Genomic DNA, 15,239 nt, shown 5'->3' with positions numbered 1-15,239 from the left:
GGGCGAGAACGAGCTACGCCGACCTTCGGACCGACCCGACGCGGACTGGCTGCCCCCGCCTGGCCGTTGTCTACTGGCCGTGCACCTCACCCTGCCCGTACACCGGTAACCGCGGCCGGTTCGCGCCGCCCCGCCGACCCCCGCCCGCTGGACCTGGCCGCCGCGACGCACTGCACATGTCGCTCGGCCAGCGGACGAAGGGACGAAGCGAACAACAGCCGCTTCCCGTAGTAGGACTCAAAGACGGTACGGCGTGGACCCCCGCCGTTGTCAACCCACCCGGGCCTGTCGTGTGTTGCAACACGGCGTGTCGCGTCGGCGCGTCTCAATCCGTGGCCAGGTGGCGGCGCAGCAGCGCCCCCGCCGCCGCGGGATGCTCGGCGGCGAGCAACCCACCGGCGGCCAGCACATAGTCGGTGTCGACGACCGGCCGGGCGGCGCGCGGCAGCGGCCACCCGCCCGCGTGGTCGGTCAACACCGCGGAGAGCACACCCGCCGCGTCGGCCGGCGCGGCGAGCCGCAGCACCCCACCGGAGCCGACGAGCAGCCGCACGACCCCCACGTCCCGGCCGGCCCGCTCACCCGTCGCCGCGCCCCGCGCGTGCCGCCGCAACGCCACCGTCGCCGCCAGGGCCGCGATCCGGGCGTCCACGGCCCGGTCGACGTCCCCCGCGGGCAGGAACCCCGGGTCGTCGGCGCGCAGCACCGCCGCGGCCGCCAGGTCGTCGCCCTCGGCGTCGCTCAGCAGCCGCTCCTCGACGGCGGCCCGCAGCACCCCCGGCGCGCTCCACCGCATGCCCAGGTCCCCCTCGACGGTCCGGGCCCGCCACAGCGAACCCGCCACCTCCCGGCCCGGCCCCGTGGCCCGCTCGTCGGGCGTCAACACCGAGTACACGTCGGTGGTGGCGCCACCGACGTCCACCACCACCAGGTCACCGCCGAGGGCGTCGGCGAGCACCTCCACGCCGGTCAGGACCGCGTCGGGCGTGGCCGCCCGCACCAGCCGCGCGAACCGGGGCCCCCGCGACAGCCGCTTCCCGCCGATGACGTGCCGCAGGAACACCTCCCGGATCGCCGCCCGCGCCGACGTCGGCGCGAGGACCCCGATGCGGGGCAGCACGTTGTCGGCCACCGTCACCGGCACCCCCGCGCCGGCCAGCAGGGCGTGCAGGTCGTCGCGGACGTCGACGTTGCCCGCGAGGACCACCGGCACCCGCCAGCGGGCCTTCGCCAGCCGGGTCGCGTTGTGCGTCAACGTCTCGGCGTCACCGCCGTCGGTGCCGCCGACCAGCAGCACCACGTCCGGGCGGGCCGCCCGCAGCCCCGCCAGTTCCGCCGCGCCGAGCCGCCCCGCCGCCACGTGCACCACGTTCGCGCCCGCCGACAGACCCACCCGCCGGCCCGCCTGCGCGGTCACCAGGTGCTCGTAGCCCACCACGGCCAGCCGCAGCCCGCCACCGGCCGACGAGCACACGTACCACGGCACGTCACCCACCGGCAGGCCGGCCGTGGCCGCCCCGACCGCGGCGTCCAGGCCGTGCAGCACGTCCGTGCCGACCGTCGTGGGCGCCGCGGCCGCCGCGACCAGCGCGCCGTCGTCGAGGTCCACCACCGCCACCTTCGTGTACGTGGACCCGACGTCGGCGCAGACCGCGTGCCTCACGCCGCTGGCGGGACGACCACCGTGCCGGTCGCGGTGACCGCCACGATCGGTTCGTCGAGGACCTCCGCCGCCGACTCGCCCCGGTCCGGGCGGCCCCGGCACACCACCCGCGCCTCGAAGTCGATCGTGCGGCTGCGGGTGCCCACCCGGGTCACCGTCGCCGTCACCTCCAACACGTCCCCGGCCCGCATGGCGCCGCGGAACTGCACGTCCGAGTACGACGCGAACAACCCCTCGTCGCCGTCGGTGCGGATGCACACCTCCGTCGCCACGTCGCCGAACAACCCCAACGCGTACGCCCCGTCGACGAGGTTGCCCGCGTAGTGCGCGTGCGAGTAGGGCACGTACCGCCGGTGGGTGACGGTCAGACCGACCCGGGAATCACTCATGCCTTCGCCTTCTTCTCCGTGATCAACGCGTGCACCAGATAGCTCGCCACCTCGCCCGGCGTGGTGCCCCGGCCGAAGATCCGGTCCACGCCCAACTCGCCGGCCATCGTCTCGTCGAACCGCGGCCCACCCACGATCAGCAGCGGCCGCTTCCCGGCCGGCATCGCCTCGCGGAACGCCGCCGACATCTCCCGCGTGTTGTGCAGGTGCGCGTCGCGCTGCGTCACCACCTGCGACACCAGCACCGCGTCGGCCTTCTCCACCCGGGCCACCTCCACCAGCTCCGGCACGCTCACCTGCGCACCCAGGTTGGTGACCTTCAACTCCCGGTAGTACTCCAGGCCCTTCTCCCCCGCGATGCCCTTCACGTTGAGGATCGCGTCGATGCCCACGGTGTGCGCGTCCGTGCCGATGCACGCCCCCACCACCGACAACTTGCGCCGCAACCGCTGCTTCACCACCGCGTTGACCTCCTTGGCCGACAGCAGCGGGAAGTCACGCTCCACCACCTGCACCGCCGACAGGTCCACCAGGTGGTTCACCCGCCCGTACACCACGAAGAAGGTGAAACCCTCGCTCATCGGCTTGGCGTGCACCAGCATCGCCGGGTCGATGCCCATCTTGTTCGCCAACTGCACGGCCGCGCCCTCGGCCCGCTTGTCGTGCGGCACCGGCAACGTGAACGACACCTGCACCATGCCGTCGCCGGTGGTGTCCCCGTACGGCCGGACGATCTTCTTCTCGGCGGCCCCGCCGCCCGGCGCCGTCGCGCCGACCTCGACGGCGCTCACGCCGCATCCCCTTCCAGGATCTCCGTGGCCGGGTTGAAGTAGTCGGCCTCGTGCGCGGCCACCCCCGCCAGACCCTTGCCCCGGTCAGCCGGCCGCTTCATGATCCCGAACGTGCCCTCGGCGATCGCCGTCAACAGCGACTGCTCCCCGATGCGCTCCAGCAGATCCACCGCCTCACCGAGCACGCGGTTGGCCCGCTGCTGGATGAACCCGCCCGGCGCCGGCACGAAATCCTCGTGCAGCCCACCGGCCGCGCCCAGCACGTACCGCACGTTCTGCAGCGCGATGTCCCGGTCCGACAACCACGGCGTCACCACCGCCTCGGTCATCATCCCCACCAGCAGGATCCCCTGACCCGTCATCGTGCCCACCAGGTTGAAGAACCCGTCCAGCAGGTTCCCCCGGAACACGTCCCCCGTCATGTGCTTCGTCGGCGGCATCCACTTCAGCGGCGCGTCCGGGAACAACTCCCGCGCCAGCAGCGCGTGCGCCAACTCCAACCGGAACGACCCCGGCACATCCGGGTTGATCTCGAACGCGTGCCCCAGGCCCAACTGCCAGTCCTGCAGCCCCGCCTCGTGCGCGAAGAACTCGTTCAGCAGCTGCGACACCGTCACCGTGTGCGCCTCGTCCACCGCGTCCGCGGTGGTCAGGTAGTTGTCCTCACCGGTGTTGATGATGATCCCCGCCCGCGCGTGCACCTGCCGCGAGAACCGCTGGTCCACGAACGTGCGGATCGGGTTGATGTCGCGGAACAGGATCCCGTACATCGAGTCGTTCAACATCATGTCGAGCCGTTCCAGGCCCGCCAGAGTCGCCATCTCCGGCATGCACAGCCCCGACGCGTAGTTCGTCAGCCGCACGTACCGGCCCAGTTCCTTCGACGACTCGTCCAACGCCGCCCGCATCAGCCGGAAGTTCTCCTGCGTCGCGTACGTGCCGGCGAACCCCTCCCGGGTCGCGCCCTCCGGCACGTAGTCCAGCAGCGACTGCCCCGTCGACCGGATCACCGCGATGATGTCCGCACCCGCCCGCGCCGCCGCCTGCGCCTGCGGAATGTCCTCGTAGATGTCCCCCGTCGCCACGATCAGGTAGATCCACGGCCGCTGCTTCGGATCCCCGTACCGCTTGACCAGACGGTCCCGCTCGACGCGGCGCCGGTCGACCAGCCGGATTCCGGCCGCCACGGCCTTGCGCGCCGCCTTCCGCGCCGCCGTGGCCGCCTTCCCCGACGGCACCGCGAACCGCACCGACCCCGCCGCCGCCTTCTGCGCCAGCAACGTCACATCGGCGATCTGCTCCCGCGCCATGGCGTCGAACACCGGCACCGCCACCCCGTGCCCCAACCCCACGTCCGCGACCACCGCGTCGACGAGCCGGTTCACCCACGGAATGCCGTCCGGGTCGGCGCCGGTCACCCCCGCCAACCGCAGCACCGCCCGCTCCACCGACACCGTCGTGTGGCTGCGCGCCAGATCCACCACCGGCTGCCCGGCACGGCGCGCCAACTCCCGCGCCCGCGCCACCAACCGCGGATCCAGGTCAAGCTTGCCCGTCACACCGTCACCTCACTCCGGCCGGCGACGACGCGACCCGCGCCCCCACCGAACAACCCGCCACGCTCGCTCACGCCGACCCTTCCTCGTAGATCACGTCACCACGCAGCACCGTGCGCCGACACACCGGCAACGGCGTCGGATCCTCCGGACCCCGCGCCTCGATCTCCTCGGCCAACAACACCGGCAGACCCCGCTCCACCCCCGCCGGCGTCGACCACACCGCGAACGTCGCCGGCGCCCCCAACGCCAACACACCCTCGTTGTCCAGGTGCACCGCCCGCCACCCGCCACGCGTGTGCGCCGCGAACGCAGCCCGCACACTCATCCGCTGCGTCGGATTGTGGTGCCACACCGCCGCCCGTACCGAACCCCACGGATCCAACGGCGTCACCGGCGAATCCGACCCGAACGCCAACGCCACCCCGACCCCGTGCATCGCCCCCATCGGGTTCGACTCCAACGACCGGTCCAGACCCAACCGCGACTCGTACATCCGGCCCGCACCGCCCCACAAGCGGTCGAACGCCGGCTGCATGCTCGCCACGATCCCGTACTCCACGAACCCGGCGATCAGCCGCTTGTTCATGATCTCCGCGTGTTCCACCCTGTGCCGCGCCGACCGCACCCGATCCGTGCCCAGCTTCTCCGCCGCGCCCGCGAAACCCTCCAGCACCGTCGAGATCGCCGCGTCACCGATCGCGTGGAAGCCGCCCTGCATGCCGTGCGCCGCACAGTCCAACAGATGATCCCGCACCTGCTCCGCCGAGACGTACCCGTGCCCGCAGCCCCCGTCGCCGTCCAGGTAGTCCCGCGACACATGCGCCGTACGCGACCCCAACGCCCCGTCGGCGAACAGGTCGCCGCCCGCACCGACCGCGCCCAACTCCCGGGCCCGTGCCGCACCCAGCAGCTCACCCCAGTACCCGTACACCTCCGCCACGCCGTCGCCGGACAACGCCAGCAGGCCCGTGAAGTCCTCCTCGTCGGAGATCTCCGGACCACCGCACTCGTGCACCGCCGCGATGCCCAGCGACGCCGCGTGCGCCAACGCCGCCCGCTGCGCCGCCACCCGCTGCGCCCGCGTCACCGACGCGAACGCCGCCGCCCGCACCACGTGGTGCGCGTCACGCCGCAACCAACCCGACGGGTCGAACCCCACCGCCGACGCCGCCTGCGGACACGCCGCCAGCAGCGCCGCCGACACCAACGCCGAATGGATCGACGCCTGCGACAGGTACGCCCGCCGGCCCCCGGCCGCCCGATCCAGCGTCGCCGCATCCGGCAGCTCCGGCACCGGCCAACTCGACTCGTCCCACCCGTGCCCCAGCACCACCGCGTCCGACGGCAACCCCGCCGCGAACGCCGCCACCGCGTCCAGCAGCTCCCCCGCCGACCGCACCGCCGAAAGGTCCAGCCCCGACAACGCCAACCCCGTGTCGGTGGCGTGCACGTGCGAATCCACGAACGCCGGCGTCACCAACGCCCCGTCCAGGTCCACCACCCGGTCGGCCGCCGGCGCGTCCGCGTCCGCCCCCAACCACGAGATCCTGCCGTCGGTCACCAACAGGGCCGTCGCACTCGGATCGGCCGGACAGTGCAGCACGCCGCCGCGGTACAGAGTCGAGGGGTTCGTCATGACAATCAGTCTGCCGCCAACCGCGACTCGAACAGCGCCCGGACCCCCGGCTCCGACCGCAACAACCCCAACGCCAGCTCCGCGTGCCCCGGCACGTAGCCGTTGCCCACCAGCATCGTCACGTCCGCCGCCAGACCCTCCGCGCCCAACGCCGCCGCCGCGAAACTCGTCGCCATCGAGAAGAAGATCACCGTGCCGCCGTCCGCGGTCGCCAGCACCGCCCCGTGCTCACAACCCGGCACGTCCACGCAGACCACCGTCACGTCGGCCGGCGCACCCAGCGCCGTGGTCACCGCCGACGACAACGCCACCGGATCCCGCGCGTCCGCCAACGCCACCGCGTCCGCCAGACCCGCCGCCGTCAGCGCGTCCCGCTCCGCCGCCACCGGCACCACCCCGACCGTACGGCCGGCGCCCGCCCGCCGCGCCGCCGCGAGCGACAACGACCCGCTCTTGCCCGCGCCGCCGATCACCGCCACCCGCACCGGCGACGTGTCCCCCGCCCGCTCCCGGTCCGCCACGTGCCGCGCCACCACCCGCGAGGTCAACGCCGGCGCCCCGCACACGTCCAGCACCGCCAGGGACAACTGCGGGTCCAGGTCCGCCGGCAGCACCGCCGCGATCGACCGGGCGAACAGGATCGCGTACCCGTCGCACGGCACCTGCTCGCTGCGCCCGTCCCACCGCGCCAGACCGTCGAGGATCGCCAGCGGCGTCAGCGTCAGCGACACCAGCGTCGCCACCCGCTCCCCCGCCTTCAACCCCAGCGGGGAACGCCGCCCCGCCTCCTCCACCGTGCCGATCAGCATCCCGCCGGAACCGGTCACCGGGTTCTGCATCTTCCCCCGGGTCGACACGATCTCCAGCACCTCGGCGCGGACCGCGTCGCCGTCACCGCCGTGCTTCTCCCACAACTGCCGGAAGCTCGCCGCGTCGAGGTTCAACCGCTCCACCCGGATGCGGACCTCGTTCGCCGCGATCTCCGGGCGCGCGTCGAGCCGCCACGCCGCCTGCGGCAGCACCCCCGCCGGTTCGACAACGCGGTGCAGACCCACCGGTGACGTCACGCAGACCACCCCCTGTCAAGCCGCCCGAAGCCCCGGCCAGGGCTCGCGTAGCGGGAAAACTTCCGGCAGACTAATTTCTTCACCGGATATTTTCCAGTAGCCTTCGGAATCGCTGATCAACCGCACCACCCGAGGAGGGGTCGTGACCCAGACACAACCGGTGGAGACCATCCCAGCGTCCCGCCCCGCGCCGGTCGCGGTCCCCACCGCCGGACAGCCCTACGAATACCGCCGCGCACCCCTCGTCGAACCCGACTGGACCCGCTTCCCCGGCTGGCGCCACGTCACCCGCGACCAGTGGGAGAACGCGCAGTGGCAGCGCGTCAACTGCGTCAAGAACATCAAGCAGCTACGCACCGTGCTCGGCGACCTCGTCGACGAGACCTTCTACGCCGACCTCGAGGCCGACCAGAAGGCCCTGGCCACCATGTCCATGCTGGTGCCGCCGCAGATGCTCAACACCATGGTCCCGTTCGCCCCGATGACCACCGAGGCGCTCCTCGCCGACCCCATCCGGCGCTACATGATCCCCGTCGCCTCCGACCGGCGCACCGACTGGCCCTCCCACCCGTACGCCAGCCGCGACTCCCTGCACGAACACGACATGTGGGTCGCCGAGGGCCTCACCCACCGCTACCCCACCAAGGTCCTCGCCGAACTGCTCTCCACCTGCCCGCAGTACTGCGGGCACTGCACCCGCATGGACCTCGTCGGCAACTCCACCCCCACCGTCGACAAGCTCAAGCTCACCCTCAAGCCCGTCGACCGCTACGACGCCCACATCAGCTACCTCAAGGCCCACCCCGGCGTCCGCGACGTCGTCGTCTCCGGCGGCGACGTGGCCAACGTGCCCTGGAAGAACCTCGAGTCCTACCTGATGCGGCTGCTCGAGATCGAGACCATCCGCGACATCCGACTCGCCACCAAGGCGCTCATGGGCCTGCCCCAGCACTGGCTCCAGCCCGACGTCGTCGAGGGCCTCGAACGCGTCGCCCGCACCGCCGCCCGCCGCGGCGTCAACCTGGCCATCCACACCCACGTCAACCACGCCCAGTCGCTCACCCCGCTGGTCGCCAGGGCCGCCCAGACCGCCCTCGACGTCGGCGTCCGCGACGTCCGCAACCAGGGCGTGCTCATGCGCGGCGTCAACGCCACCGCCCCCGACCTGCTCGACCTCTGCTTCGCCCTCCAGGGCGAGGCGGGCATCCTGCCGTACTACTTCTACATGTGCGACATGATCCCCAACGCCGAGCACTGGCGGGTCCCGGTCTGGCACGCCCAGCAGCTCCAGCACGACATCATGGGCTACCTGCCCGGCTACGCCACCCCGCGCATCGTCTGCGACGTCCCCTTCGTCGGCAAGCGCTGGGTGCACATGCTCACCGAGTACGACCGCGAGCGCGGCATCTCCTACTGGACCAAGAACTACCGCACCTCGATCGAGTCCGCCGACACCGAGGCGCTCAACAAGCGCTACGCCTACTACGACCCGATCGACACCCTGCCCGAGACCGGGCAGAAGTGGTGGGCCGACCACCGCGTCGACGACTGACCCACCCGCACCCGCCACCCCCGGCGCCGACCACCGGCTCCGGGGGTGGCGCGTCTCCAAGCCACGACGGTTCACCCCGCTGTGCCGTACGCGTCGAGACGGCGGCCAACCCGATCAGTACATCATGAGATGTACTATCCACGGTGTGGAGACGTTGACGCACGGGCAGGTGTTGGCCCGCTTCGGTCATGCCCTGTCGGACCCAACCCGGGCGCGGCTGCTGCTGGCGCTGCGCGACGGGCCGGGATACCCAGCGGAACTGGCCGAACTGCTGGGCACAACCCGACAGAACCTGTCGAACCACCTCTCGTGTCTGCGCGGCTGCGGTCTCGTGGTCGCGGTGCCGCAGGGCCGCCGCACCCGGTACGAACTGGCCGACGCCCGGCTGGCACACGCCCTCGCGGACCTGCTCGGTCTCGTACTGACGGTGGACCCGGCCGCCTGCCCGAACTCCGACGAGCAGGGTTGCTGCTGATAAGTCTGCGCCTGATCACCGGCCGGGCCGTCGCGGACTCCGAGCAATCCCTGTTGTGCACCCACCCGTCCGCCGTCCTGCTCGTGGGCCTGGGGCTGAACCGCCTGCTCGGCCCCAGAGTCCCAGCTCAGACACCAGCCGCGAACTAGCGGTCAGAACTTCATGAGCGGCCTTCTTCGGCTGGCGGGGCACGGTCTTGGCCTTCTTCTCACGGGCGTCGTAGAGCTGCTGGGCGAGCGTGGCCTGGTTTTCGGTGAGTTTCGGGGTCTCTAGGCCGGTCGTCGTTGCACGGCGTCGGCGATGACCGCCGTCACGAGATTGTTGACGACTGACGTGGTAGGCGGGCCGGGGTCGCGGTCTGCGAACAAAAGATGCCCGCCACCGACCAGGGAGAGGGTGAGTGAGTCAATGTCGGCGTCGGCCGCGATGCGGCCCAGTTCACGCTCGTCGGCCAGATAAGCGGAGATCGCGGTCGTGGCCTGGGCGAGGATCGCGATGCCCCCTCCGGGCATGGCTTGCCGCAGCCGTGTGCGCAGCTCGTCCCGAAAGGTAATGAGCGGGATGATTGCGACCGGAATCGGCCCGAACAGGGTGGTCAGCGCGCTGGTGAGGTTATCGGCCACCGTGCCAGTGCCGGCGGACTCGCGCAGCGCACTCGCCTGCGTCTCAAGCTGCGCGGCCCGGTCGAGCACGAGGTCGGTGAGGAAGGCGTCGAAGTCGGTGAAGTGCCGATGCAAGACGCCTTTGGCGCAGCCGGCCTCGTCGGTGACGGCCCGGCTGGTCAGCCCGTTCGGCCCGTCCCGCAGCAGCACGCGTTCGGCAGCGTCGAACAGTTGCTGCCGCGCGTCGCGAAGATGCACCCCAGTCGGCACTCGCAGATCCTCTCGTGCGGTCAGCCCGCTGGCATCCGTTGCCTAGTGGGCGCGCGCCCACTAGGGTGGGCGCATGCCCATTCTACCGCGAGAACAACAAGAACCGTCCCCGGCGGAGCCGTATGAGGCTGCCCGGCGGATAGCCGAGTCGTTCGGCGTGGACGCCCAACGCTACGACCAAGCCCGGCCCGGCTACCCCGATGCACTGGTGGCGCGGATCGTCGCAGGGAGCCCCGGGCCTGACGTGCTCGACGTCGGCTGCGGCACCGGCATCGCAGCCCGCCAGTTCCAAGCCGCTGGGTGCGCCGTGCTCGGCGTCGAGCCCGATGCGCGGATGGCCGACTTCGCGCGAGCCCGTGGCCTGGAGGTCGAGGTGGCAGCCTTCGAAGCCTGGCAGCCAGCCGGCCGGACGTTCGACGCGGTTATCGCCGCCCAGTCGTGGCACTGGGTGGATCCGGTCGCCGGCACCGTGAAGGCGGCACGTGTGCTGCGTCCGGGGGGACGGCTGGCGATCTTCGGGCACGTGTACGAGCCGCCTGCCGAGGTGGCCGAACCGTTTGCCGCCGCCTTCCGGCGGGCGGCGCCCGACTCCCCGCTCAGCGGTCAACCGGCCCGACGTCCGCTCGACCTCTACCAGGCGGCATACGCAAAGTTTGCCGACAAGATCCGGGAGACCGAACAGTTCAAGGATCCCGAACAGTGGCAACTCGACTGGGAGCAGTCCTACACGCGCGACCAATGGCTGGATCTGCTACCTACTACCGGCGGCCTCACCCAACTCCGTCCCGATCAGCTGGCCGAGGTACTGGTTGCGGTCGGGGACGCCATCGACTCCCTGGGTGGGCGCTTCACGATGAACTACACCACCCTGGCCGCGACCGCCGTACGTGCCAGCGCCTCCTGAGTCTTCTCCCAGCGGTTCCGGGCCGCCACCAGGATCCTCTCGATCTCGTCATCCAAGGTCGACGGCCGGAACCTCAGCGCTTCCCGTTGTGGTGGTACTCGGCGGTCCGGCCCACCAGCGAGTACTTCCCGAACTCCTCGGCCGGGACGTTCACCAGCCCCGCCACGTACTCCACCGCGGCCGGCGGCACCTCCCAACAGTTCGGGGAACCGGCCCTCCATCTCGAAAAACGTCAGCAGCAGCGAGAAGCCGAGCCGCGTCGCCGCGCTCTTGTTCGCCACCAAGTCCCAGTCGCCGTCCACCAGAGTCCTCCAGCTCGCCAACAGCTCTATTGCGGCTGGTGTCCGAGGTGGGAGTTCGGGGCCTGCTCGGCTGGTCCTGGGCCGACCCGATCGCCGCGCCGGTCATCGCCGCCCCGGCGGTCAGGGAAGGCCGCGAAGCGTAGCGCGGTGACACCTGCTGCGCGCCCGCGCTCACCCCGGCCGGACCGGCGGCCGACAGCCGCACGGACGACTGCCGCGCCGATCGCCGATGGCGGCCGGCCTGGCACTCGCCTCCGTGGCGTCGCGGCGGCGCTCGCGCACACCTGCCGATGGGTGCCTCCTGGCGGCCGGCGGCGACCCACACGAGCGCGCCCGCGCTGATCACCACTGGCGCCGCGCCGCCAGACATCGACCGTCAGCGAACGGACGGCACGCTACGGGCCGGACACCACGGAGATCAAGGCCGCAGCTTCTCAAGCCTTGCTCCGGGCTGGAAGCTGCGCTCCACCGGGGCCGGCCGTAGCTTCCGGCGAAAGCCAACGACTACGTGTTCGCCGCCTGATGATCCACCCTCATCTCGGTACAGCCTTTGCTGAATACATTGGGTGCTGTATGGTGCGGGTGTGGAGACGTTGACGCACGGACAGGTGCTGGCGCGCGTCGGCCATGCCTTGTCTGATCCGGTGCGGACCCGGCTTCTGCTGGCGCATCGCGAGGGGCCGGGGTATCCGGCGGCGTGTCCGGCCGCGCCCGAGCAGGGATGCCGCTGATGGCCACCCCGATCCGGTCGGCGCCCGCCGGGCCGCCGGCGACCCGGCGGGCGGTGCTTGCCCGACGGGTGCGGCTGCTGGTCGCCGCGACCATCACCTACAACGTCGTCGAGGCGGTCGTGGCGACCACCGCGGGGACTCTCGCGTCGTCGACGGCACTGATCGGCTTCGGGCTGGACTCGGTCATCGAGGTCGTCTCGGCGACCGCCGTGGCGTGGCAGTTCTCCGCCGCCGACCACGAACGCCGCGAACGCACCACGCTACGGATCATCGCAGTGTCGTTCTTCGCCCTCGCGGCCTACGTGACGGTGGAGTCAGCGCGGGCCCTGACCGGCGCCGACCGAGCAGAGCACTCCACCGTCGGCCTGGCCCTGGCCGCGCTGTCCCTGGTCGTGATGCCGGTGCTGTCGGCCGTGCAGCGCCGCACCGGCCGTGAACTCGGCTCCGCCTCGGCGGTGGCCGACTCCAAACAGACCCTGCTGTGCACCTACCTGTCCGCGGTGCTGCTGGTCGGCCTGGCCGTCAACGCGTTGTTCGGCTGGTGGTGGGCCGACCCGGTCGCCGCCCTCGTCATCGCCGCCGTCGCGGTGAAGGAAGGCCGCGAGGCGTGGCGCGGGAACGCCTGCTGCGCGCCGGCCACCACAGTGTCCGCCGTAACCGCCCCCTCCGCGCCCGTGAACGGCTGCGGTGACGACTGCTGCGCCGGCAAGGAGTGAGCCGATGGCCGCCATCGCCCTACTGATCTACCTGTTCGCCCTCGGACTGGCGTTCGGGTGGCGCAGCCTCGCGCAGTGGCGCCGCACCGGCGACACGGGACTGCGGCTGGACGCCGGACCGGCCGGCACGCTGCGCTGGTGGGCCAAACTGCTGTTCGTCCTCGCGCTGCTGCTCGGCACGGCCGGCCCGGTCGCCGCGCTCGCCGGCATGAACCCGGTCGACACTCTCGACCGGCCCACGACGCGGATCATCGGACTGGTGCTCGCCGTCGCCGGAATGATCGCCACCCCGGCCGCGCAGACAGGCATGGGCACCTCGTGGCGGGTCGGGGTCGACCCTGGCGAACGTACCGACCTGGTCACCGGCGGCGCGTTCGCGCTGGCCCGCAACCCGATCTTCACCGCGATGATCGTGACGAGCCTTGCCTTGGCCCTGATGGTGCCGAATCCGATTTCCCTCGCCGCCACCGTGGTCCTGGTCGTGTCGATCCAGTTGCAGGTCCGCGCGGTCGAGGAGCCATACCTCGCCCGCATGCACGGCGCCGCCTACGCCGCCTACGCCTCGCGGGTGGGCCGGTTCCTGCCCGGCATCGGCCGCCTCGCCAAACCCGCCAAGGTCGCCGGCCGCCGGTAGGAGCCGTCCCCGACCTGACAGGTACGGAGACGGTGGCCGGTCAGGCCCGGCCACACCCGGACCGACCGACTGCACGGTGGCCACAACAGGTGGCCGACCGGGGAGCCACGGTGGCGCCGGCCCGGCCCGCCTACCGCGCCCGGTTCGACCACGCGATCGGTCCACCGCCAAAGAGTTCCTGACCGAGCTGCCTCGGCACGCCTGCACCCCGGCAAGCGGCGAGCCACCCCGGAGCAGCGGCGACTACCTGCCTGGCATCGCCCACCGCACCACGCCCAGCGCCACCCAACGGTGCCAACGAGGAAGGACACCACAGCACATGAAGGTCTCAAAGTTACGGCTGCTGGCCGACGCCCGCTCCGCGAAGGCCGGCGGCGAGCAGGCGATGGCCGCCCGGCAGCGAGCCCGCCTGGCCGAGCTCGTGGCCTGGGCACGCACCCGCTCGCCCTACTACCGGCACCTGTACCGGGGCCTACCGGCCGGGGCGAACGACGTGGCCCTGTTGCCGGCCACAACCAAGAGCGAGCTGATGGCCGCCTTCGACGACTGGGTCACCGACCCGGCCGTCACCCTGGCACAGGCGCGAGCGTTCGCCGACGACCCCGCGCGCATCGGGGAACCGTTCGCCGGCCGCTACACGCTCACCACCACCTCCGGCACCACCGGCACGCACGGCATCTTCCTGCAGGACGCCCCCGCGCGCGCGGTGACCTCCGCGATGATGGCGCGGATGCTGGCCAACTGGCTGAGCATCCGGGACGTGGCCCACATCATGCGCGGCGGCACCCGGATGGCGCTGGTGGCGCCGGTCGGCGGGCACTTCGCCTCCACCGTGGCCGCTGCCCGCCTGCGCGGCCGCTCCCGCGTCGCCGCCTTCAGCGTGCACCAGCCGCTGGACGACCTCGTGGCCGAGCTCAACGCGTTCCGCCCGACGGTGCTGGCCCCGTACGCCAGCATCGGCGCGCTGCTGGCCAGCGAGGCCGAGGCGGGACGGCTGCACATCAACCCCGCCCTCGTGACGCTCAGCGCCGAAGGCCTGCCCACCCCGGAGTACGCGCGCATCGCGGCCGCGCTCAGGGCGAAGGTGCGCACCAGCTACGCCTGCAACGAGTGCCCGTTCCTCAGCTACGGCTGCTCCGAAGGCTGGATGCACGTCAACGCCGACTGGGCCATCCTCGAGCCCGTTGACGAACAGCATCAGCCGGTGACGCCCGGCAAGCCGTCGCACAACGTGCTGCTGACCAACCTGGCCAACCACGTGCAGCCGATCCTGCGCTACGACCTCGGCGACGCCGTCCTCGCGCGCCCCGACGCCTGCCCGTGCGGCAACCCCGGTCCGGCCGTCCGCGTCCAGGGCCGTGCCGCCGACCTGCTCACCTTCCCCCGCCCCGGCCCGGCGGGGGAACAGGCGCCGGTCATCCTCGCCCCGCTCCCGCTGGCCACGCTGCTGGAGGCGGTACCCGGCCTGGAACTGTTCCAGATCGTCCAGACCGCGCCGACCACACTGCGCATCCGGCTGCTCCCCGCACCCGGCGCCGACCCTGACGCCCTCTGGCGCCAGGTCGAGACCCGCATGCGCGACCTGCTGGCCCGCCACGGCCTCGGCCACGTCGCCATCGAGCGCGCCAGCGAGCCGCCGCAACAGAACGCCGGCGGCAAATACCGCGCCGTCATCCCTGCCGCCGCGCCCACCTCCAGGTCCGCGGTCGACACCCCATGACGATTACCACGACAGCCTCGCCCACGACGCCCGCGACCTTCCAACCAAGGTCAATTGCCTAGTCGTTGCATCTTCGCTGGAAGCTCCTTGTTGAACGTCTGCCGGTACTCGAAGGCCAGCCGGGCGACCCTACGGCCGGGCCCCGGACGAGATGACTGCCCCCCCCGGGTGCGGCCGGGGGGGTGCACTAGTGCCGGGGCCCCGGGGGATGCGGGCATGGGCTCGCGG

At 71.9% G+C, this 15,239-nt stretch carries 13 protein-coding genes and 3 pseudogenes; 9 read left to right on the top strand and 7 right to left on the bottom strand.

Annotated features, from left to right (window positions below):
• Nucleotides 1-325 precede the first annotated feature (325 nt).
• From AB0L34_RS28240 to AB0L34_RS28215, 6 genes are all read right to left on the bottom strand, one after another.
• Nucleotides 326-1,663, bottom strand: a complete 1,338-nt coding sequence (locus tag AB0L34_RS28240; RefSeq protein ID WP_363708044.1) for a glutamate mutase L — start codon at nt 1,661-1,663, stop codon at nt 326-328.
• A complete protein-coding gene (locus tag AB0L34_RS28235; protein WP_350705426.1) occupies nt 1,660-2,052 on the bottom strand; it encodes a hotdog domain-containing protein in 393 nt (130 codons plus the stop codon). Before AB0L34_RS28235 ends, AB0L34_RS28240 begins: the two co-directional genes overlap by 4 nt.
• Complete coding sequence (locus AB0L34_RS28230; RefSeq protein ID WP_363708042.1) at nt 2,049-2,843, bottom strand: OAM dimerization domain-containing protein; 795 nt, start codon at nt 2,841-2,843, stop codon at nt 2,049-2,051. The genes AB0L34_RS28235 and AB0L34_RS28230 overlap by 4 nt, the downstream gene beginning before the upstream one ends.
• A complete protein-coding gene (locus tag AB0L34_RS28225) occupies nt 2,840-4,402 on the bottom strand; it encodes a lysine 5,6-aminomutase subunit alpha (RefSeq protein WP_357461983.1) in 1,563 nt (520 codons plus the stop codon). The genes AB0L34_RS28230 and AB0L34_RS28225 overlap by 4 nt, the downstream gene beginning before the upstream one ends.
• Nucleotides 4,403-4,469: 67 nt before the next feature.
• Nucleotides 4,470-6,038: an amidohydrolase family protein gene (locus AB0L34_RS28220; protein ID WP_363708040.1), complete on the bottom strand. Its 1,569-nt coding sequence runs from the start codon at nt 6,036-6,038 to the stop codon at nt 4,470-4,472.
• A gap of 5 nt (nt 6,039-6,043) precedes the next feature.
• On the bottom strand, nt 6,044-7,093 hold the full coding sequence (locus AB0L34_RS28215) for a zinc-binding alcohol dehydrogenase (RefSeq protein WP_363708046.1): 1,050 nt from the start codon (nt 7,091-7,093) through the stop codon (nt 6,044-6,046).
• Nucleotides 7,094-7,247: 154 nt separating this feature from the next.
• Between AB0L34_RS28215 and AB0L34_RS28210 the strand changes: the two genes are divergently transcribed.
• The 3 genes and pseudogenes from AB0L34_RS28210 to AB0L34_RS28200 all read left to right on the top strand — a co-directional run.
• Nucleotides 7,248-8,657, top strand: coding sequence for a lysine 2,3-aminomutase (locus AB0L34_RS28210; RefSeq protein WP_350705418.1), 1,410 nt, complete (start codon nt 7,248-7,250; stop codon nt 8,655-8,657).
• A gap of 124 nt (nt 8,658-8,781) precedes the next feature.
• Entirely contained in the window at nt 8,782-9,132 is a 351-nt protein-coding gene (locus tag AB0L34_RS28205) for a metalloregulator ArsR/SmtB family transcription factor (protein ID WP_363708038.1), read from the top strand.
• A 26-nt stretch (nt 9,133-9,158) separates the two neighbouring features.
• Nucleotides 9,159-9,245: pseudogene (locus tag AB0L34_RS28200) on the top strand (cation transporter); the annotation flags it as partial.
• A gap of 156 nt (nt 9,246-9,401) precedes the next feature.
• Here the strand turns inward: AB0L34_RS28200 and AB0L34_RS28195 are convergent.
• A complete protein-coding gene (locus AB0L34_RS28195; protein ID WP_363708036.1) occupies nt 9,402-10,004 on the bottom strand; it encodes a TetR/AcrR family transcriptional regulator in 603 nt (200 codons plus the stop codon).
• Nucleotides 10,005-10,077: 73 nt separating this feature from the next.
• On the opposite strand from AB0L34_RS28195, the gene AB0L34_RS28190 reads away from it, so the two are divergent.
• The 6 genes and pseudogenes from AB0L34_RS28190 to AB0L34_RS28165 all read left to right on the top strand — a co-directional run bounded on the left by AB0L34_RS28190 (nt 10,078) and on the right by AB0L34_RS28165 (nt 15,011).
• Nucleotides 10,078-10,908: a class I SAM-dependent methyltransferase gene (locus AB0L34_RS28190; RefSeq protein ID WP_363708034.1), complete on the top strand. Its 831-nt coding sequence runs from the start codon at nt 10,078-10,080 to the stop codon at nt 10,906-10,908.
• Nucleotides 10,909-11,272: 364 nt separating this feature from the next.
• Nucleotides 11,273-11,353 (top strand): annotated as a pseudogene (locus AB0L34_RS28185) (cation transporter); the annotation flags it as partial.
• 441 nt (nt 11,354-11,794) lie between these two features.
• Nucleotides 11,795-11,905 (top strand): annotated as a pseudogene (locus AB0L34_RS28180) (transcriptional regulator); the annotation flags it as partial.
• A gap of 35 nt (nt 11,906-11,940) precedes the next feature.
• The gene (locus tag AB0L34_RS28175; RefSeq protein WP_363708032.1) at nt 11,941-12,657 is read left to right on the top strand and encodes a cation transporter; all 717 of its coding nucleotides are present in this window, start codon (nt 11,941-11,943) and stop codon (nt 12,655-12,657) included.
• A 4-nt stretch (nt 12,658-12,661) separates the two neighbouring features.
• Nucleotides 12,662-13,291 carry an isoprenylcysteine carboxylmethyltransferase family protein gene (locus AB0L34_RS28170; protein WP_363708030.1) on the top strand — a complete coding sequence of 210 codons (630 nt, stop codon included), beginning with the start codon at nt 12,662-12,664 and terminating at the stop codon, nt 13,289-13,291.
• 319 nt (nt 13,292-13,610) lie between these two features.
• A complete protein-coding gene (locus tag AB0L34_RS28165) occupies nt 13,611-15,011 on the top strand; it encodes a phenylacetate--CoA ligase family protein (protein WP_363708028.1) in 1,401 nt (466 codons plus the stop codon).
• Nucleotides 15,012-15,239: the final 228 nt, after the last annotated feature.

It is taken from the genome of Micromonospora sp. NPDC052213, assembly GCF_040679695.1.
Taxonomy (GTDB): Bacteria; Actinomycetota; Actinomycetes; order Mycobacteriales; family Micromonosporaceae; genus Micromonospora.
The sequence above is the reverse complement of the archived record's forward strand: the minus strand, read 5'-3'. Positions and strand labels throughout refer to the sequence as shown.